Below are 18325 nucleotides of genomic sequence, written 5' to 3' on the forward strand. Positions count from 1 at the left end.
TCGACGCTTCGTTTGACGCTTCGTTTGACGCAATTGCAACGAGCAGGGAAAACCATGCTTGGCAGGCTTATACCCGATAACTAGATTCAGTTACCCGGTTCTCGAACCGGATTACGACACGCATCGAAAGCGTTTGGAGACAAGCAAATGAAAAAGACAAAACTGTGGTTCCGTACTGCGATCGCGATGGCGCTCGTTTGCGGAACGAGTGCTGCGATCGCGCAGGTGAAGATCGGCGTCACGCTGTCGACGACGGGGCCCGCTGCATCGCTCGGCATCCCTGAGAAGAACACGATTGCATTGTTGCCGAAGGAGATCGCAGGCAAGAGCGTGCAGTACATCGTGCTCGACGATGCATCCGATACGAGCCGTGCCGTGCAGAACACGCGCAAGCTCATCGATGAAGATCACGTCGATGCGATTATCGGCTCGACGGTGACGCCGAACTCGCTCGCGATGCTCGATCCCGTTTCGGAAGGCAAGACGCCGATGATCTCGCTTGCCGCGTCGGCCGCCATCATTTCGCCGATGGATGCAAAGCGTTCGTGGGCATTCAAGACGCCGCAAAACGACGGGCTGATGGCCGACGCGATCGCCGAGTATATGGAAAAGCACGGCGTGAAGTCGGTCGCCTTCATCGGCTTCGCGGATGCGTATGGCGAGAACTGGTACAACGTGTTCAGCAAGGCGGCGGAAGCGCATCACCTGAAGCTCGTCGCGAACGAGCGCTACAACCGCACCGATGCATCGGTGACAGGGCAGGTGCTGAAGATCGCCGCATCGAATCCGGATGCGGTGCTGATCGCGGGCTCGGGCACGCCGTCGGCGCTGCCTGCGAAGGCGCTCAAGGAGCGTGGCTACAAGGGCAAGATCTATCAGACGCACGGCGTCGCGAACAACGACTTCCTGCGTGTGTGCGGCAAGGACTGCGAAGGCGAATTGCTGCCCGCAGGCCCGATTCTCGTCGCCGATCAGCTGCCGGATTCGAACCCTGTGAAGAAGTCGTCGCTGGCCTACAAGAACGCGTACGAGAAGGCCTATGGCGCGGGTTCTGTGGCAACGTTCGGCGGCCATGCCTGGGACGCAGGGCAGATGCTCCAGCGCGCGATTCCCGAAGCGTTGAAGAAGGGCCAGCCGGGCACGGAAGCATTCCGCGTCGCGTTGCGCGAGGCGCTCGAGAACGTCAAGGACTTGCCGCTCTCGCACGGCATCATGAACATCACGGCCACCGATCACAACGGTCTCGACAAGCGCGCACGCGTGATCGTCGAGATTTCGGATGGCAAGTGGAAACTCCAAAACGATTAAGCAGGTACGCACGTCTCGCGTAAGGCGTGGCCAAGAGTCGGCAAGAATGCTCTTAAGCTACGCCGCCAATTCTGATCGATAACAATGGCAAGCGCTGCCGCGCCGTATCTTAGGCGCGGCAGTTGTTTTATGTGTTTCGGCTTCGCTTCGTGGCCGGTGGACGTTCAGCCGGCTCTCACTGTTTGTCAGTTTCGATTTCGACGTTCCAGGACGAGGAAGTATGGATCTATCAATTGCGGCGATCCTCGCGCAGGACGGCATCACGACCGGCGCGATCTACGCATTGCTTGCGCTCGCGTTGGTGCTGGTGTTCTCCGTGACGCGCGCCATTTTCATCCCGCAAGGGGAGTTCGTTTCGTACGGCGCATTGACGCTCGCCGCATTGCAGACGCAGAAGTTTCCGGCGACGTGCTGGCTGCTGATGGCGATGGGGCTTGCGTGCTTCGTCGTCGATGTGGTCGGCATGGCGCGGCATCCTGAGCGGCGGCGTCATGCGGCGCGCACGCTCGTGACGCTGGTCGGCAAGTATCTGCTGTTTCCGGTCGCCGTTTATGCGCTCACGCGCGGCGTATTCATGCAGCCGCTGCCGATGCTTGCGCAGATCGCGCTGACGCTGCTGATCGTCGTGCCGATGGGGCCGTTCATGTATCGCCTTGCGTACGAACCGGTTGCCGAAGGAACGACGCTGCTGCTGCTGATCGTGTCCGTGGCCGTGCATTTCGCGATGGTCGGACTCGGGCTCGTGATGTTCGGCGCTGAGGGCTCGCGCACCAACGCCTTCACCGATTCCACGTTCAACATCGGCAGCTTGTCGATCTCGGGGCAGAGCGTGTGGGTGATCGGCGTGGCCATCGTGCTGATCGGCGTGCTGTACGTGTATTTCGATCGCTCGATCTCCGGCAAGGCGCTGCGCGCGACGTCGGTGAACCGGCTTGGCGCGCGGCTGGTGGGTATCGGCACGACGCAGGCAGGGCGCCTCGCATTCACGCTTGCGGCGGGCCTCGGTGTGCTGTGCGGCATTCTCGTCGCACCGCTGACGACCATCTACTACGACTCGGGCTTCCTGATCGGCCTGAAGGGCTTCGTGGGGGCGATTATCGGCGGGCTGGTCAGCTATCCGCTGGCGGCTGCGGGATCGATTCTCGTCGGTCTGCTGGAGTCGTATTCGTCGTTCTGGGCCAGTTCGTACAAGGAAGTGATCGTGTTCACGCTGATCATTCCCGTGCTCCTCTGGCGGAGTCTCGCCAGCCCGCACGCGGAAGAAGAGGAGGAGTGACGCGATGAACCGCATCATGAAAAACAAGTTCTTCTGGATTTTCCTCGTCGTAATGTTCGCGCTGCCCGTGCTGCCGCAGCCGATCCGCGTGCCCGAATATTGGGTGACGCTGCTCAACTACATCGGACTGTATTCGATCGTGGCGATCGGCCTCGTGCTGCTGACGGGCATCGGGGGGATGACGAGCTTCGGACAAGCCGCTTTCGTCGGCGTCGGCGCTTATACGACGGCGTATCTGACGACACAGCTCGGCGTATCGCCCTGGCTGGCGCTGATCGCCGGTGTCGTGCTGACGGCCTTGATTGCGCTGCTGCTGGGCGCGGTCACGATGCGACTCTCGGGGCATTTTCTGCCGCTGGGGACGATCGCGTGGGGCCTCGCGCTGTTCTTCCTGTTCGGCAACATGGAGATGCTCGGCAAGTACGACGGGATCAATGGCATTCCGGTGCTGAACGTGCTCGGCATCAATCTCGAGTCCGGCCGGCATATCTACTACCTGATCTGGGTCGTCGTGCTCGGCGCCGTCGTGTCTGTTCAAAATCTGCTTAATAGTCGGCCGGGGCGGGCGATTCGCGCGCTGCGCGGCGGCGGGCTGATGGCGGAGGCGATGGGTGTGAATACGGCGTGGATGCGCGTCGTGATTTTCGTCTACGCGGCAGTGCTGGCGGCGATTTCGGGCTTTCTCTACGCGCATTTGCAGCGTGCGGTGAATCCGACGCCGTTCGGCCTCAATCACGGCATCGAGTTTCTGTTCATGGCGGTTGTAGGCGGCGTCGCGCACGTCTGGGGCGCGGTGCTGGGCGCGGCGATCCTGACGGTGCTCCAGGACTATTTGCAGACGCTGCTGCCGAAGCTGCTTGGCGAGAACGGCAATTTCGAGATCATCGTATTCGGCATTCTGATGGTGTTGCTCCTGCAATATGCGCGGCAAGGCGTGTGGCCGTTCGTGGCGCGCATCTTCCCGCGCGGCCCGCGTGCGCACGTTCCGGACCACGCGGATGCGTTGCCGCAGCGCAGCAAGCCGGTGGCGGGCGAGTCGTTGCTCGTCGTCGATAAGGCGCGTAAGCAATTCGGCGGTCTCGTTGCCGTGAACGACGTCAGTTTCGAGGTGAAGGCGGGGCAGATCATCGGTTTGATCGGTCCGAACGGCGCCGGTAAATCGACGACGTTCAACCTGGTCACGGGCGTCTTGCAAGCGACGAGCGGCGCTATTTCGTTCCGGGGCGAGCGCATCGACGCGCTCAATTCACGTGAAATTGTTAAACGCGGCATCGGCCGTACCTTCCAGCATGTCAAATTGCTGCCGGGCATGACCGTGCTCGAGAACGTCGCGATTGGCGCACATCTGCGCGGTCATGCAGGCGTCTGGCGCAGCGTAGCGCGTCTGAATGCCGCCGAAGAAGCACGCCTGATGGCGGAAGCCGCGCGGCAGATTCGACGGGTGGGTCTCGAAGAGCATATGTACGACGAGGCGGGCAGCCTCGCACTGGGCAAGCAGAGGATTCTGGAGATCGCACGCGCACTGTGCTGCGATCCGACGCTGCTGTTGCTGGACGAACCGGCTGCCGGTTTGCGTTATCAAGAGAAGCAGCAACTCGCGACGTTACTGCGCAAGCTTCGGGAGGAAGGGATGAGCGTGCTGCTCGTCGAGCACGACATGGACTTCGTGATGAATCTGACGGACCGACTGGTGGTGATGGAATTCGGAACGCGAATTGCAGAAGGCTTGCCCCAGGACGTGCAGAACGATCCCGCGGTGCTGGAAGCCTATCTGGGTGGGGTGGAGTAATGGCAGATCAGACAACGGCTGCACCGATTCTTGAAGTCAGCAGCCTTTCCGTCCGGTACGGGAAGGTCGAGGCATTGCACGGCGCGAAGATAGCCGTGCGGCCCGGGCAGATCGTCTCCGTGATCGGCCCGAATGGCGCCGGCAAGTCGACGCTCCTGAACGCAATCATGGGCGCGTTGCCGGTGACGGGGCATGCGAAGGGCGCGATCATGTATCGCGATGAAGACGTGAGTCACGTGCCCGTCGAAAAGCGTGTGGCGCGCGGCATGTGCCTCGTGCCGGAGAAGCGCGAGCTGTTTGCGGCGATGACCGTCGAAGACAACCTGATTCTCGGCGCCTATCGCCGCAAGCGTGCCGGCGAGCGCAACTTTCTCGATCAGCTCGATCCCGTTTTCCAGCTTTTTCCAAGGTTGAAGGAGCGTCGCAAGCAGGCGGCCGGAACATTGTCGGGCGGTGAGCGGCAGATGCTGGCGGTCGGCCGCGCGTTGATGGGGAAGCCGGACCTGCTGATGCTCGATGAGCCGAGTTTGGGCTTGGCACCTTTGATCGTGAAGGAGATTTTTCACATCATTAGCGCGCTGCGGCAGACGGGCGTCGCCACGCTGTTGATTGAGCAAAACGCGCGCGCTGCGCTGCAAATCTCCGACTATGGCTACGTGCTCGAAACGGGTGAGCTGGCATTGGAAGGCGAGGCCAATGCACTCGCGCAGAATCCGCGTGTAATCGAAACCTATCTTGGGTTGACGAAGAAAGTTCAGTAGTCGAAGGAATTTTTGGCGGCATGGCTGTCAAATGAGCGGCGTGTTTCACGTGAAACACGCCGTTTTTTTGTCTTATACCGATCGGACGGAATTCGGGCCGAAAGCGAACCCGCTATAATTTCGCCCATACTTTTCTTTTTAGGCTTACGCTGAATCCCGCGTGAGATCCGCGATGCTTTATCCCACAGAGTTTGACGTAATCGTCGTTGGCGGCGGTCATGCCGGCACGGAAGCCGCACTGGCATCCGCACGCATGGGCAACAAGACGCTCTTGCTGACGCACAACATAGAAACCCTCGGCCAGATGAGCTGCAATCCGTCGATCGGCGGCATTGGCAAAGGCCATCTGGTGAAGGAAGTCGACGCGCTTGGCGGCGCGATGGCGGCTGCTACGGACGAAGGCGGCATTCAGTTCCGCATCCTGAATTCGTCGAAGGGGCCGGCTGTTCGGGCCACGCGTGCACAGGCGGACCGCATTCTATACAAGGCAGCGATTCGTCACCGGCTCGAAAACCAGCCGAATCTTTGGCTTTTCCAGCAATCCGTCGATGATTTGATGGTCGAAGGCGACCGTGTCGTCGGTGCCGTCACGCAGGTTGGCGTGCGATTCCGGTCGCGTGCGGTGGTTTTGACTGCCGGCACCTTTCTCGATGGGAAAATCCACGTCGGCCTCAACAACTACACGGGCGGACGGGCAGGGGATCCGGCTGCAGTCTCGTTGTCGGCGCGCTTGAAGGAGTTGAAGCTCCCGCAAGGACGCCTGAAGACAGGGACGCCGCCGCGAATCGACGGCCGCACGATCGATTTCTCGAAGCTCGAAGAGCAACCGGGCGATCTCGATCCGATCCCGGTCTTCTCGTTTCTTGGGCGCGTAGAGCAGCATCCGCGGCAGGTTCCGTGCTGGGTGACGCATACCAACGCCCAAACGCACGACATTATCCGCAGTGGCCTCGACCGTTCGCCGATGTACACGGGCGTTATCGAAGGCGTTGGTCCGCGTTATTGCCCGTCAATCGAAGACAAGATCCACCGTTTTGCGTCCAAGGAGTCGCATCAGATCTTCCTTGAGCCGGAAGGACTGACAACCAATGAGTTTTACCCGAACGGGATCTCGACGAGTCTGCCTTTCGATGTGCAGTTGGAGCTGGTTCGTTCGATGGTGGGTCTGGAACACGCACATATCCTGCGTCCGGGCTATGCCATCGAATACGACTACTTCGACCCGCGCGGGCTGAAGGCATCGCTGGAAACCAAGGTAATCAGCGGGCTGTTCTTTGCAGGCCAGATCAATGGAACGACGGGCTACGAAGAGGCCGCTGCGCAAGGCTTGCTGGCGGGTATCAATGCCGGTCTGTATGTGCAGGGCAAGGACGCATGGTCCCCACGCCGCGATCAGGCGTATCTGGGGGTACTGGTGGACGATCTCGTCACGCGCGGCGTGTCGGAGCCGTATCGCATGTTCACGAGCCGCGCTGAGTACCGCTTGAGCCTGCGTGAAGACAACGCGGACATGCGGCTGACCGAGATTGGTCGTGAGCTGGGCGTGGTGGATGACGTCCGTTGGGACGCATTTAGCCGCAAGCGCGACGCTGTTTCACGTGAAACAGAGCGACTGCGTACCACGTGGGTCAACCCGAAGACGCTTTCGTCTGAGGAAGCGATCGCTTTGCTGGGCAAGCCCATTGACCACGAATACAGCCTTGCCGATCTTTTGCGGCGCCCCGGCGTGTCCTACGACGGCATTTGCGCGTTGCGCGAAGGCGCCTGCGGGCCAGCAGAAGCACTCGCGGAAGATGACGTGCTGCTGGCGCAGATCAAGGAACAGATCGAGATCGGCGTCAAATATCAGGGGTATATCGAGCGGCAAGCAGGCGAGATCGAGCGAAATGAAGCGCACGAAAACACCCGGCTGCCGGAGAACCTTGATTACGCGGAAGTTCGCGGATTGTCGTTCGAAGCACGTCAGAAGCTGACGCAATTCCGGCCGGAAACAATCGGTCAGGCATCGCGCATTTCGGGTATTACGCCGGCCGCGATCTCGTTGCTGATGGTTCACCTCAAACGCGGCCTCGGTCGACGCACGCAGAAGCCTGCAGGCACTGGCACCGACAACGCGCCGGTGGCTCAATGACGGCGCGCTCCACCTCAACGGGAACAGGGCGTGACGCGCTCGCCGGTTTGTTGGAAGAAGGCCTGGATGAACTGCATATGGATCTCAGCGCGGATCAAAAGGCCAGATTGCTCGACTACGTCGCGTTGCTGGCGAAATGGAACGCGGTCTACAACCTGACGGCGATCCGCGACCCGCGGCAAATGCTGATCCAACACATCCTGGACTCTCTTTCGATCGTTCCGCATCTGGCTGCACTCGGACCTGCGTCGGCGCTGGACGTAGGCTCCGGTGGCGGGCTGCCCGGCATCGTGCTGGCGATCGTGTTCCCGGAATGGTCTGTCACCGTCAACGATATCGTTCAGAAGAAGTCTGCGTTTCAGTCGCAAGCCAAGGCGGAACTGGGTCTGACGAATCTGTCCGTGGTGACGGGGCGCGTCGAAACCTTGCGGCCGGGCGTCGAAGTACCGGGAAAGTTTGACGTGATCGTCTCGCGCGCATTCGCAGAACTCGCGGATTTCGTTACACTGGCCCGTCACCTCGTTGCGGATAATGGCGCGATCTGGGCGATGAAGGGTATTCGACCGGATGGGGAAATCGAGCGCTTGCCGGAAGGCGCGCACGTCAAGCAGGTGATTCGTCTCAAAGTGCCATCGCTGGAAGCCGAACGGCATCTGGTCGAAGTCACGGTAGGCTGAGTACCAATCGGGATTTCATTAAACAGGCTGCAAAGGGACACCTAAAAGATGGCAAAAATCTTCTGCGTTGCGAACCAGAAGGGTGGAGTCGGCAAAACGACGACCGCGGTCAATCTCGCCGCGAGCCTCGCATCGCAGGGACAGCGGGTTCTGCTCATCGATCTCGATCCGCAAGGCAACGCCACGATGGGCAGCGGCATCGACAAGGCCGCCTGCGAGAACACGGTTTACGAAGTGCTGGTCGACGGTGTGTCCGTCGCCGATGCTCGAGTCAAGCCGGAATCCGTTTCGTACGACGTATTGCCCGCGAATCGCGAACTCGCGGGCGCCGAAGTCGAACTCGTCAGCATGGAAAACCGCGAGCGCCAGCTCAGGGAAGCGCTCGCGCACGTCGTGCAGGACTACGACTTCGTTCTGATCGACTGTCCTCCCGCGCTGTCGCTGCTGACGCTCAACGGGCTGTGCGCCGCGCACGGTGTCGTGATCCCGATGCAATGCGAATACTTCGCGCTCGAGGGTCTGTCGGACCTGGTCAACACCATCAAGCAGGTTCACGCGAATCTGAATCGCGATCTGAAGGTAATCGGCTTGCTGCGCGTGATGTTCGATCCGCGTATCACGCTGCAACAGCAGGTGTCGGATCAATTGAAGGAGCACTTCGGCGACAAGGTGTTCGACGTCGTCATTCCGCGGAACGTGCGACTAGCCGAGGCGCCGAGTTATGGCTTGCCGGGCGTCGTGTTCGACCGGGCTTCGCGCGGCGCGCAGGCGTATGTGCAGTTCGGCGCCGAAATGATTGAACGGGTGCGTGCGCTATGACGCAGCGACTATCATCCAAAGCGGATCGAGGAACCACGATGAACGCAGTAGCACGGAAGAAGGGGTTGGGCAGGGGGCTGGAAGCGCTGCTCGGCGGAAGCGCGGACATCACGGAAGCGGTGAAGATCAACGGTGCGCCTCACACCTTGCCGCTCGACAAGATGCAAGCGGGCAAGTACCAGCCGCGCACGCGCATGGACGAAGGCGCGCTTCAGGAACTCGCAGCCAGCATCCGCGCGCAGGGCTTGATGCAGCCGATTCTCGTACGGCCTGTTTCGCCCGAGAAATTCGAGATTATCGCGGGCGAGCGGCGTTTTCGCGCAGCGCGCCTGGCAGGTCTCGAAGAAGTGCCCGTGCTGGTGCGCGACGTACCCGATCAGGCTGCGGCCGCGATGGCGCTCATCGAGAACATCCAGCGCGAGGATCTAAATCCGCTCGAAGAGGCGCAAGGCATCCAGCGGTTGCTCGATGAATTCAGCTTCACGCACGAACAGGCGGCCGAATCGGTTGGACGCTCGCGCAGCGCGGTGTCGAATCTGCTGCGCCTGCTGAACCTGGCTTCGCCCGTCCAGACGATGCTGCTTGCCGGCGACCTCGACATGGGCCACGCACGCGCGCTGCTCGCCGTCGATGCCGCCACGCAGATCACGCTGGCGAATCAGGTGGTCAACAAGCGGATGTCCGTCCGCGAAACAGAAAAACTGGTCACGGCGACGACCAAGGCTGCGCCCGCCGTGAAGGCGAAAGCGAATAACGACGGTGGCCGCGACACGCGCCGACTCGAAGAGGAATTATCCGATCTGCTCGCCGCTACGGTGAAGATCAAGCTCGGACGACGCGGGCGAGGGCAGGTACTGGTCGATTTCGGCGACCTCGACGCGCTCGAAGGCATTCTCGCGCGCTTGCGAGGCAACACGACGGTGGCATAAGAAACTTCTCGATGCCGACTGCCGAGCGAACGCTAAAACCTAACCGAAACCTGCTGCGCACGATCCTTCAGTATGTGGCGAAAGAGCCGGTGCTCACCGTGCTCGTTGCTGCATTGATCGCGCTGCAGGTTTTCCATCCGCGTCCATTCGGATCGCTGCCTGCGCTAGTCGACTGGCAGACGGTGATGACGCTCGCGGGACTTCTGATTCTGACGAAGGCCGTCGAATATTCAGGATTCCTGATGTGGCTCGCGCATCGCGTTGTCCATCGTATTCACTCGCAGCGCGCGCTGGCCTATTTGCTGATCGCGCTCGCGGCCGCGCTGTCGACATTGCTGACCAACGACGTCGCGCTGTTCGTCGTCGTGCCGCTCGCGTTGTCGCTGAACGAGCTGACGCCACTGCCGCTCAAGCGGCTCGTCATTTTCATCGCGATTGCAGTCAACGCCGGTTCGATACTCACGCCGCTGGGTAATCCTCAAAATCTGTTTCTTTGGCAGACGAGCGGTGTTTCGTTCGGCGGCTTCGTGGTCGCGCTCGCACCTTTGTGCTTCGTGCTCATGGCCATGCTGTATGTGCTGGCCACGGTGTCGTTCAAGCGCATCGCGCTGGATCTGTCGAAAGACACGGAACCGCATCCTGTCGATCGCCCGCTGCTTGGCGTTGCCGCCATCCTGTTTGTAGCGTTCGTCGTACTCGCCGATGCTCATCGCGCAGGCATCGGACTGATCGGCGTCGCTCTCGGATTCATCTTCTGGCGTCCGCGAATCGTTCTGAAGATCGACTGGCTTTTGCTGCTGATCTTCGTATTCATGTTCATCGTGCTGAGAAGTGTCGCAGCGCTGCCTTGGGTACACGATGCCATCGGGCAGTTGCATCTTGCGACGCCGCTGCGCGCTTACGCAGCGGGCGCCGTGCTCTCCCAGTTCATCAGCAATGTTCCTGCCGCCATCATGCTGGCCGAGTTCTCCAAGGATTGGCGAGCGCTTGCGTTCGGCGTCAGCGTCGGCGGATTCGGATTTGCGATCGGCTCACTTGCGAATCTGATTGCAATGAGGCTTTCAGGAGAGCGCGGCATGTGGACGCAGTTTCACCTGTTTTCGGTTCCGTTTTGGGTCATCGGCGGGGTTATCGGCGGGTGGTTGCTGTTGCATTTTTGACACTTGTGCAGGCGGCGAAAATGCGCATTGAAATGCGTCGCCATAGCACAGTCCGGCACCCATTTCCCCGTCTGCCGCGACCGCCTTACATTTGTCGCCCGATGCCCTGAAAATAGGCATCTTCCCGTATCCTGAAGTGCCGTTTCATGCCGGTTATTGACCGGGCTAAAGTCTTGAATTGCCTGCAACTATCGCTTACAATCGCCCGGATTTATTTGCTAGGCAAACCCGTAAGCGGTGCGAAAGCTCGCGGGCTGAACAGGACTCTGCGGAACACTGCGATGGCGGTCAAAGCGTCGAACCAAACGCCGCAACAACGGCACGACGAACACCGCGGGAATCGCACCGGTTCGCAGGCGGCCGACGATCAGCGCGCAGCGCATGACGACTCATGGGATGCCGAGCAGCAAGATAACAATATCGTTCCGCTCACGCGGGCTGAGGCCGAAAAGCTGTTTGGCCCGAATGTGAGTCGTCCATCGCGCGTTACACCGTCCAAGGTCGTAATCGCGCAAATGGTTTTGTCCCTGGGTGCGACGCTGTTGTGGTGGCTGTTCTACAAGCCGCCGGGCGATGCTGCGCTGTCGGCCTTCCTGGGAGGAGCGATTTGCTGGGTGCCGAGCGCGTTGTTCGCGGCACGTCTTAAGAAGTTGAGTGGCGCCGAAACGGTGATGAGTTGGATGATCGGCGAAGCGCTCAAGATGGGGACGACGATTGCGATGTTTGTTGCCATCGCATTCTGGTATCACGACGTACGGTGGATTCCGTTGCTCGTCACTTACCTCATCGCTCTCAAGACGTACTGGATCGCGCTCGCCTGGCGGTGAAGCAAGCGAGACACTAGGCTGGCGCAAGGCGTCAGCAACGAGGCGCGCGGGTTGGACAGAGACCCGCGCTGGCGTGTTCCCGCAATACAGTGTTGCGGCGGGAGCGGCCCGGAAAGATTTTCGACAATTTGGGTGGCATTAACGATATGGCAGCTAGCGAAGGCACGCGCGCTCTGGATCCGTCCGAGTACATTGCGCACCACTTGCAGAATTTTTCCACCGCTCATCAGACGTCGATCTTCGACATCCACGTCTGGAATCTCGATACGCTCTTCTGGTCGATCGTATGCGGTCTCGTCACCATTTTGATTTTGCGTCTCGCTGCACGTAAGGCGACGTCCGGCGTGCCGGGCCGTTTCCAGTGCGCGGTCGAAATGCTGGTCGAAATGGTCGAGGATCAATCGAAGTCGATGATCCACGGCAACCGCGCTTTCATCGCACCGCTCGCGCTGACCGTGTTCGTCTGGGTCGCGCTCATGAACTCCCTCGACTTTCTTCCCGTCGACCTGCCGGGTCGCGTGATCGACGTGCTCGGTCTGTCGGGCGTCATCTCGCACCACCGTATCGTTCCGACGGCTGACCTGAACGGCACGATCGGCATCGCGCTCGGCGTGTTCGTGCTGATGATTTACTACAACTTCAAGATCAAGGGCGCCGGCGGCTTCGTGCACGAACTGCTGTCCGCTCCGTTCGGCTCGCATCCGCTGCTGTGGATCCCGAACCTTGCACTGAACATCATCGAGTTCGTCGCGAAGACGGTCTCCCTCGGCATGCGGCTGTTCGGCAACATGTACGCGGGCGAACTGCTGTTCCTGCTGATTGCCCTGCTCGGCAGCATCTGGAACTTCGGCGCGGACACGACGGTGCTTGGCTTCATCGGCCACGTGATCGCAGGCAGCGTGTGGGCGATCTTCCACATCCTGATCGTGCTGCTGCAGGCGTTCATTTTCATGATGCTGACGCTGGTGTACATCGGCCAGGCACACGACACGCACTAACCCGGCGCGTCGTAGAAAGAATCAGAGTTTCAAGAATCGTAGTTTTTTAAATCCCAGTTCCAAAAAGACTTTTCACAAGGAGTGATCATGCAAGCTTTCATCGCCAACATCCAGGGTCTGACCGCCATCGGTATCGGCATCATCATCGGCCTGGGTGCTATCGGCGCCTGTATCGGTATCGGTCTGATGGGCGGCAAGTACATCGAAGCATGCGCTCGCCAGCCGGAACTGATGAACCCGCTGCAAACCAAGATGTTCCTGCTGGCTGGTCTGATCGACGCGGCGTTCCTGATTGGCGTTGGTGTGGCAATGCTGTTTGCGTTCGCGAACCCGCTGCTGTCGAAGCTGGCAGGCTGAGGTTCCTCGGAAGTGCGCGCCTGACCTATAACTGGTAAGAGCGCAAAGCGGAACGGGCACTAAGGCGCTGATCGAGCACTGTCGATGAGCGCCTTGCCGTTTCCCCCTCCGATCAAGCAACGTTTAAGGAAACACCGTGAATCTCAACGCAACCCTGTTTGCGCAAATGGTCGTGTTCCTGATCCTCGCGTGGTTCACGATGAAGTTCGTGTGGCCGCCGCTGATCAACGCCCTCGACGAGCGCTCGAAGAAGATCGCCGACGGTCTCTCGGCCGCCGAAAAGGGCAAGCTGGAACTCGAAGCCGCGCACAAGCGCGTCGACCAGGAACTCTCCCAGGCACGCAACGAAGGCCAGCAGCGTATCGCTGACGCCGAAAAGCGCGCTGTCGCGGTCGCCGACGAAATCAAGGCACAGGCTCAAGCTGAAGCTGCGCGCATCATCGCTCAGGCCAAGGCTGACGCCGACCAGCAGGTCGTGAAGGCGCGCGAAGCGCTGCGTGGCGAAGTCGCCGCGCTCGCCGTGAAGGGTGCCGAACAGATCCTGAAGCGCGAAGTCGACCAGGCGGCCCACGCCGACCTGCTGAATCAACTCAAAGCCGAGCTCTGATCATGGCCGAACTTGCAACCATCGCCCGTCCGTACGCAGAAGCGCTGTTTGGCGTGGCCGAAGCTGGTGACATCGCCGCCTGGTCCACGCTCGTGCAGGAGCTGGCACAGGTTGCGCGTCTGCCCGAAGTGCTGTCGATTGCCTCGAGCCCGAAAGTCAGCCGTGCACAGATCAGCGACCTGCTGCTGGCCGCGGTGAAATCGCCGCTCAAGGAAAATGCGCAAGCGAAGAATCTGGTTCAGATGCTGGTCGACAATCATCGTCTGCCGCTTCTGCCGGAAATCGCCACGCAGTTCGAAGAGTTGAAGAACGCCCGCGAAGGTGCGGCCGATGCGCTGATCGTCAGCGCATTCCCCCTCGAAGGTGCGCAGCTGGACGGCCTCGTCGCAAGCCTCGAACGCAAATTTAAACGCAAGCTGAAGCCGACGGTCCAGGTGGACTCGTCGCTGATCGGCGGCGTTCGCGTGACGGTCGGCGACGAAGTGCTCGATACCTCGGTCCGCGCGCGGCTCGCCAGCATGCAGACGGCTCTGACCGCCTGAGGCCCTCACGTGGTTGTGGCGGCTGGCACGCAACAGAATTGACTATCAGGAGCGAATAATGCAACTCAATCCCTCTGAGATCAGCGAGCTGATCAAGAGCCGGATCCAGGGCCTTGAAGCGAGCGCAGACGTTCGCAACCAGGGCACCGTGATCTCCGTGACCGACGGTATCGTGCGTATCCACGGCCTGTCGGAAGTGATGCAGGGCGAAATGCTCGAATTCCCGGGCAACGTGTACGGCCTCGCGCTGAACCTCGAGCGCGACTCGGTCGGCGCCGTGATTCTGGGTGAATACGAAAGCATCTCGGAAGGCGACATCGTCAAGACGACGGGCCGCATTCTCGAAGTGCCGGTGGGTCCGGAGCTGATCGGCCGCGTGGTCGACGGACTGGGCAACCCGATCGACGGCAAGGGCCCCGTCAACGCAAAGATGACGGACGCAATCGAAAAGATCGCTCCGGGCGTGATCTGGCGTAAGTCGGTGTCGCAGCCGGTGCAAACGGGTCTGAAGTCGATCGACTCGATGGTGCCGATCGGCCGTGGCCAGCGCGAGCTGATCATCGGCGACCGCCAGTGCGGCAAGACGGCCGTCGCTGTCGACGCGATCATCAACCAGAAGGGCAAGGACCTGATCTGTATCTACGTCGCGATCGGCCAGAAGGCTTCGTCGATCATGAACGTGGTTCGCAAGCTCGAAGAAACGGGCGCGATGGAATACACGATCGTCGTCGCCGCTTCGGCGTCGGAATCGGCTGCGATGCAGTACCTCGCACCGTACGCCGGTTGCACGATGGGCGAATACTTCCGCGACCGCGGCCAGGACGCGCTGATCGTTTATGACGATTTGACCAAGCAGGCTTGGGCGTATCGCCAGATCTCGCTGCTGCTGCGCCGTCCGCCGGGCCGTGAAGCCTATCCGGGCGACGTGTTCTATCTGCACTCGCGTCTGCTCGAACGTGCTGCTCGCGTCTCGGAAGAGTACGTCGAGAAGTTCACGAAGGGCGAAGTGAAGGGCAAGAGCGGCTCACTGACGGCACTGCCCGTCATCGAAACGCAGGCAGGCGACGTCACGGCATTCGTTCCGACGAACGTGATCTCGATTACCGACGGCCAGATCTTCCTGGAAACCGACCTCTTCAACGCAGGTATCCGCCCGGCAATTAACGCCGGCGTGTCGGTGTCGCGCGTCGGTGGTGCGGCTCAGACGAAGGTCGTGAAGAAGCTGTCGGGCGGTATCCGTACCGACCTCGCACAGTATCGTGAGCTGGCAGCGTTTGCACAGTTCGCATCGGACCTCGACGAAGCAACCCGCAAGCAGCTCGAGCGCGGCCGCCGTGTGACGGAACTGCTGAAGCAGCCGCAGTATCAGCCGCTGCAAGTGTGGGAACTGTCGGTGTCGCTGTTCGCAGCGAACAACGGCTACCTCGACGATCTGGAAGTGTCGCAAGTGCTCGCCTTCGAAAAGGGCCTGCGCGATTTCCTGAAGTCGAAGCATGCTGACCTGGTCAAGCGCATCGAAGACAACAAAGACTTGTCGAAGGACGACGAAAGCGCGCTGCACGCCGCGATCAAGGACTTCAAGAAGTCGGGCGCTTATTGATCCCCAAGGCATAAACGGACCTTGAAGCAGCGTGACGCGTGAACATGGCTCGCGCTGCTTCGATCCGCTTTGCATGGGACCCGAGTAAGCGCTAAAGCGCCAACTCGGGCCGACAAGGAGCAAGCAATGGCTGGAATGAAGGAAATTCGCGGCAAGATCAAGAGCGTGCAAAACACGCGCAAGATCACGAAAGCGATGGAGATGGTGGCCGCGTCCAAGATGCGCCGCGCTCAGGAGCGCATGCGCGCTGCTCGCCCGTACGCCGACAAGGTCCGCGATATCGCTGCGCACATGAGCAGTGCGACGCCGGAGTACCGTCACCCGTTCATGGTGTCGAACGAAGGTGCGAAGTCGACGGGCTTCATCCTTGTCACGACTGACAAGGGTCTGTGCGGCGGTATGAACACGAACGTGCTGCGCGCTTCGCTCCAGAAGTTCAAGGAGCTGGAAGGCCAGGGCCAGACGGTCGAAGCGACGGCAATCGGCGGCAAGGGTCTCGGTTTCCTGAACCGTCTGCGCGCGAAGGTCGTGTCGAACGTCGTGCAACTGGGCGACACGCCGCACCTCGAGAAGCTGATCGGCGCGGTGAAGGTTCAGCTCGACATGTACTCGGAAGGCAAGGTTTCGGCCGTGTATCTCGCGTACACCCGCTTCGTCAACACGATGAAGCAGGAGCCGGTGATCGAGCAACTGCTGCCGCTGTCGACGGAACAGTTCGAGCGCAAGGAAGACAAGGATAGCCCGACGCCGACTACGTCGTGGGACTACATCTACGAGCCGGACGCGCAAGCGGTCGTCGACGAACTGCTGGTGCGTTATGTCGAAGCGCTGGTCTATCAGGCCGTCGCGGAAAACATGGCGTCGGAGCAGTCGGCACGTATGGTCGCAATGAAGGCCGCTTCGGACAATGCGAAGACGGTGATCAACGAACTGCAGCTCGTGTACAACAAGAGCCGGCAGGCCGCGATCACGAAGGAACTGTCGGAAATCGTCGGTGGCGCCGCGGCAGTCTGACGCTGACGTCGACATGCGGAAGCGCCATCAGGCGAATCCACCGGAACTGCGCCCTGCGCGAGTGAAGAATTGAGTATCTAAAGGAAAAGCGATGAGTACTACTGCTTTGGTAGAAGGCAAGATCGTACAGTGCATCGGCGCGGTGATCGACGTGGAATTCCCGCGTGAATCGGTGCCGAAGGTTTACGACGCGCTCATTCTCGAAGGTTCGGAACTGACCCTCGAAGTCCAGCAGCAGCTGGGCGACGGCATTGTCCGTACCATCTGTCTGGGTTCGTCGGATGGTCTGCGCCGCGGCGTGATCGTCAAGAACACGGCGAAGCCGATCAGCGTGCCCGTCGGCAAGCCGACGCTCGGCCGCATCATGGACGTGCTGGGTCGTCCGATCGACGAAGCGGGTCCGATCGCGAGCGATACGACGCGTTCGATCCACCAGAAGGCACCGGCGTTCGACGAACTGTCGCCGTCGACGGAACTTCTCGAAACGGGTATCAAGGTTATCGACCTGATCTGCCCGTTCGCGAAGGGCGGCAAGGTGGGTCTGTTCGGCGGTGCTGGCGTGGGCAAGACCGTCAACATGATGGAGCTCATCAACAACATCGCGAAGGAGCACGGCGGTTACTCCGTGTTCGCGGGCGTGGGCGAGCGTACCCGTGAAGGGAACGACTTCTACCACGAAATGAAGGACTCGAACGTTCTCGACAAGGTCGCGCTGGTGTACGGCCAGATGAACGAACCGCCGGGCAACCGTCTGCGCGTCGCGCTGACGGGTCTGACGATGGCTGAGCACTTCCGTGACGAAGGCCTCGACGTGCTGTTCTTCGTCGACAACATCTACCGTTTCACGCTGGCTGGTACGGAAGTGTCGGCACTGCTCGGCCGTATGCCGTCGGCAGTGGGCTATCAGCCGACGCTGGCTGAAGAAATGGGCAAGCTGCAAGAGCGTATTACGTCGACGAAGACGGGCTCGATCACGTCGGTTCAGGCCGTGTACGTCCCTGCGGACGACTTGACGGACCCGTCGCCGGCAACGACCTTCGGCCACCTGGACGCAACCGTCGTTCTGTCGCGTGACATCGCTTCGCTGGGTATCTACCCGGCAGTGGATCCGCTCGATTCGACCTCGCGTCAGATCGACCCGCACGTGATCGGCGAAGAGCACTACTCGATCACGCGTGGCGTTCAGCAGACGCTGCAGCGCTACAAGGAATTGCGCGACATTATCGCGATTCTCGGCATGGACGAACTGTCGCCGGAAGACAAGCTGTCGGTCGCACGCGCTCGTAAGATCCAGCGTTTCCTGTCGCAGCCGTTCCACGTCGCTGAAGTGTTCACGGGCTCGCCGGGCAAGTACGTGCCGCTGAAGGAAACGATCCGTGGCTTCAAGATGATCGTCGAAGGCGAGTGCGATCACCTGCCGGAGCAGGCGTTCTACATGGTCGGCACGATCGACGAAGCCTTCGAAAAGGCCAAGAAGATCCAGTAAAGGCCGGGTGTAACCAGGCGGACGCTGAATCGAAGATTCAGCGT

17 protein-coding genes are annotated in these 18325 nt (G+C 60.5%); all 17 read left to right on the forward strand.

Translation table 11 applies throughout. The features are described from left to right. The first annotated feature begins 147 nt into the window (after nt 1–147). The 17 genes from FRZ40_RS11365 (at nt 148) to atpD (ending at nt 18281) form a co-directional block, all read left to right on the forward strand. A complete protein-coding gene (locus FRZ40_RS11365; protein ID WP_147234161.1) occupies nt 148–1308 on the forward strand; it encodes an ABC transporter substrate-binding protein in 1161 nt (386 codons plus the stop codon). Nucleotides 1309–1528: 220 nt separating this feature from the next. Beyond that, nucleotides 1529–2584 (forward strand): branched-chain amino acid ABC transporter permease, encoded by a 1056-nt coding sequence (locus FRZ40_RS11370; RefSeq protein WP_028363986.1) that lies wholly within the window; start codon nt 1529–1531, stop codon nt 2582–2584. Between the two features lie 4 nt (nt 2585–2588). Continuing rightward, nucleotides 2589–4373, forward strand: coding sequence for a branched-chain amino acid ABC transporter ATP-binding protein/permease (locus FRZ40_RS11375; RefSeq protein ID WP_147234162.1), 1785 nt, complete (start codon nt 2589–2591; stop codon nt 4371–4373). Beyond that, nucleotides 4373–5134, forward strand: coding sequence for an ABC transporter ATP-binding protein (locus tag FRZ40_RS11380; RefSeq protein WP_028363988.1), 762 nt, complete (start codon nt 4373–4375; stop codon nt 5132–5134). The genes FRZ40_RS11375 and FRZ40_RS11380 overlap by 1 nt, the downstream gene beginning before the upstream one ends. Before the next feature lie 172 nt (nt 5135–5306). After that, complete coding sequence (gene mnmG / locus FRZ40_RS11385; RefSeq protein ID WP_147234163.1) at nt 5307–7265, forward strand: tRNA uridine-5-carboxymethylaminomethyl(34) synthesis enzyme MnmG; 1959 nt, start codon at nt 5307–5309, stop codon at nt 7263–7265. Continuing rightward, nucleotides 7262–7942 (forward strand): 16S rRNA (guanine(527)-N(7))-methyltransferase RsmG, encoded by a 681-nt coding sequence (rsmG, locus tag FRZ40_RS11390; RefSeq protein WP_147234164.1) that lies wholly within the window; start codon nt 7262–7264, stop codon nt 7940–7942. Before mnmG ends, rsmG begins: the two co-directional genes overlap by 4 nt. Before the next feature lie 48 nt (nt 7943–7990). Then, nucleotides 7991–8761, forward strand: a complete 771-nt coding sequence (locus FRZ40_RS11395; protein WP_147234165.1) for a ParA family protein — start codon at nt 7991–7993, stop codon at nt 8759–8761. Between the two features lie 38 nt (nt 8762–8799). Beyond that, on the forward strand, nt 8800–9690 hold the full coding sequence (locus FRZ40_RS11400) for a ParB/RepB/Spo0J family partition protein (RefSeq protein WP_028363992.1): 891 nt from the start codon (nt 8800–8802) through the stop codon (nt 9688–9690). Between the two features lie 11 nt (nt 9691–9701). Continuing rightward, nucleotides 9702–10850 (forward strand): SLC13 family permease, encoded by a 1149-nt coding sequence (locus tag FRZ40_RS11405; protein WP_035540915.1) that lies wholly within the window; start codon nt 9702–9704, stop codon nt 10848–10850. 281 nt (nt 10851–11131) lie between these two features. Next, nucleotides 11132–11677, forward strand: a complete 546-nt coding sequence (locus tag FRZ40_RS11410) for an ATP synthase subunit I (protein WP_147234166.1) — start codon at nt 11132–11134, stop codon at nt 11675–11677. A gap of 146 nt (nt 11678–11823) precedes the next feature. Beyond that, nucleotides 11824–12675, forward strand: coding sequence for a F0F1 ATP synthase subunit A (gene atpB, locus FRZ40_RS11415; RefSeq protein WP_028363995.1), 852 nt, complete (start codon nt 11824–11826; stop codon nt 12673–12675). Between the two features lie 87 nt (nt 12676–12762). After that, a complete protein-coding gene (gene atpE, locus FRZ40_RS11420) occupies nt 12763–13032 on the forward strand; it encodes a F0F1 ATP synthase subunit C (protein ID WP_007180033.1) in 270 nt (89 codons plus the stop codon). Between the two features lie 136 nt (nt 13033–13168). Beyond that, on the forward strand, nt 13169–13639 hold the full coding sequence (locus tag FRZ40_RS11425; RefSeq protein ID WP_028363997.1) for a F0F1 ATP synthase subunit B: 471 nt from the start codon (nt 13169–13171) through the stop codon (nt 13637–13639). Between the two features lie 2 nt (nt 13640–13641). Next, nucleotides 13642–14181, forward strand: a complete 540-nt coding sequence (locus tag FRZ40_RS11430; RefSeq protein WP_147234167.1) for a F0F1 ATP synthase subunit delta — start codon at nt 13642–13644, stop codon at nt 14179–14181. Nucleotides 14182–14239: 58 nt separating this feature from the next. Beyond that, the gene (gene atpA, locus FRZ40_RS11435; RefSeq protein WP_147234168.1) at nt 14240–15781 is read left to right on the forward strand and encodes a F0F1 ATP synthase subunit alpha; all 1542 of its coding nucleotides are present in this window, start codon (nt 14240–14242) and stop codon (nt 15779–15781) included. Nucleotides 15782–15907: 126 nt separating this feature from the next. Further along, entirely contained in the window at nt 15908–16795 is an 888-nt protein-coding gene (gene atpG, locus FRZ40_RS11440; protein ID WP_028364000.1) for a F0F1 ATP synthase subunit gamma, read from the forward strand. 91 nt (nt 16796–16886) lie between these two features. Then, nucleotides 16887–18281, forward strand: coding sequence for a F0F1 ATP synthase subunit beta (atpD, locus tag FRZ40_RS11445; RefSeq protein ID WP_147234169.1), 1395 nt, complete (start codon nt 16887–16889; stop codon nt 18279–18281). Nucleotides 18282–18325: the final 44 nt, after the last annotated feature.

Source organism: Paraburkholderia azotifigens (assembly GCF_007995085.1).
Classification (GTDB): domain Bacteria; phylum Pseudomonadota; class Gammaproteobacteria; order Burkholderiales; family Burkholderiaceae; genus Paraburkholderia; species Paraburkholderia azotifigens.

What these genes read in the sequence shown, in the direction of transcription:
- FRZ40_RS11365 (WP_147234161.1), top strand. Translation starts at nt 148, where the DNA reads ATGAAAAAGACAAAACTGTGGTTCCGTACTGCGATCGCGATGGCGCTC.
- FRZ40_RS11370 (WP_028363986.1), top strand. Translation starts at nt 1,529, where the DNA reads ATGGATCTATCAATTGCGGCGATCCTCGCGCAGGACGGCATCACGACC.
- FRZ40_RS11375 (WP_147234162.1), top strand. Translation starts at nt 2,589, where the DNA reads ATGAACCGCATCATGAAAAACAAGTTCTTCTGGATTTTCCTCGTCGTA.
- FRZ40_RS11380 (WP_028363988.1), top strand. Translation starts at nt 4,373, where the DNA reads ATGGCAGATCAGACAACGGCTGCACCGATTCTTGAAGTCAGCAGCCTT.
- mnmG (WP_147234163.1), top strand. Translation starts at nt 5,307, where the DNA reads ATGCTTTATCCCACAGAGTTTGACGTAATCGTCGTTGGCGGCGGTCAT.
- rsmG (WP_147234164.1), top strand. Translation starts at nt 7,262, where the DNA reads ATGACGGCGCGCTCCACCTCAACGGGAACAGGGCGTGACGCGCTCGCC.
- FRZ40_RS11395 (WP_147234165.1), top strand. Translation starts at nt 7,991, where the DNA reads ATGGCAAAAATCTTCTGCGTTGCGAACCAGAAGGGTGGAGTCGGCAAA.
- FRZ40_RS11400 (WP_028363992.1), top strand. Translation starts at nt 8,800, where the DNA reads ATGAACGCAGTAGCACGGAAGAAGGGGTTGGGCAGGGGGCTGGAAGCG.
- FRZ40_RS11405 (WP_035540915.1), top strand. Translation starts at nt 9,702, where the DNA reads ATGCCGACTGCCGAGCGAACGCTAAAACCTAACCGAAACCTGCTGCGC.
- FRZ40_RS11410 (WP_147234166.1), top strand. Translation starts at nt 11,132, where the DNA reads ATGGCGGTCAAAGCGTCGAACCAAACGCCGCAACAACGGCACGACGAA.
- atpB (WP_028363995.1), top strand. Translation starts at nt 11,824, where the DNA reads ATGGCAGCTAGCGAAGGCACGCGCGCTCTGGATCCGTCCGAGTACATT.
- atpE (WP_007180033.1), top strand. Translation starts at nt 12,763, where the DNA reads ATGCAAGCTTTCATCGCCAACATCCAGGGTCTGACCGCCATCGGTATC.
- FRZ40_RS11430 (WP_147234167.1), top strand. Translation starts at nt 13,642, where the DNA reads ATGGCCGAACTTGCAACCATCGCCCGTCCGTACGCAGAAGCGCTGTTT.
- atpA (WP_147234168.1), top strand. Translation starts at nt 14,240, where the DNA reads ATGCAACTCAATCCCTCTGAGATCAGCGAGCTGATCAAGAGCCGGATC.
- atpG (WP_028364000.1), top strand. Translation starts at nt 15,908, where the DNA reads ATGGCTGGAATGAAGGAAATTCGCGGCAAGATCAAGAGCGTGCAAAAC.
- atpD (WP_147234169.1), top strand. Translation starts at nt 16,887, where the DNA reads ATGAGTACTACTGCTTTGGTAGAAGGCAAGATCGTACAGTGCATCGGC.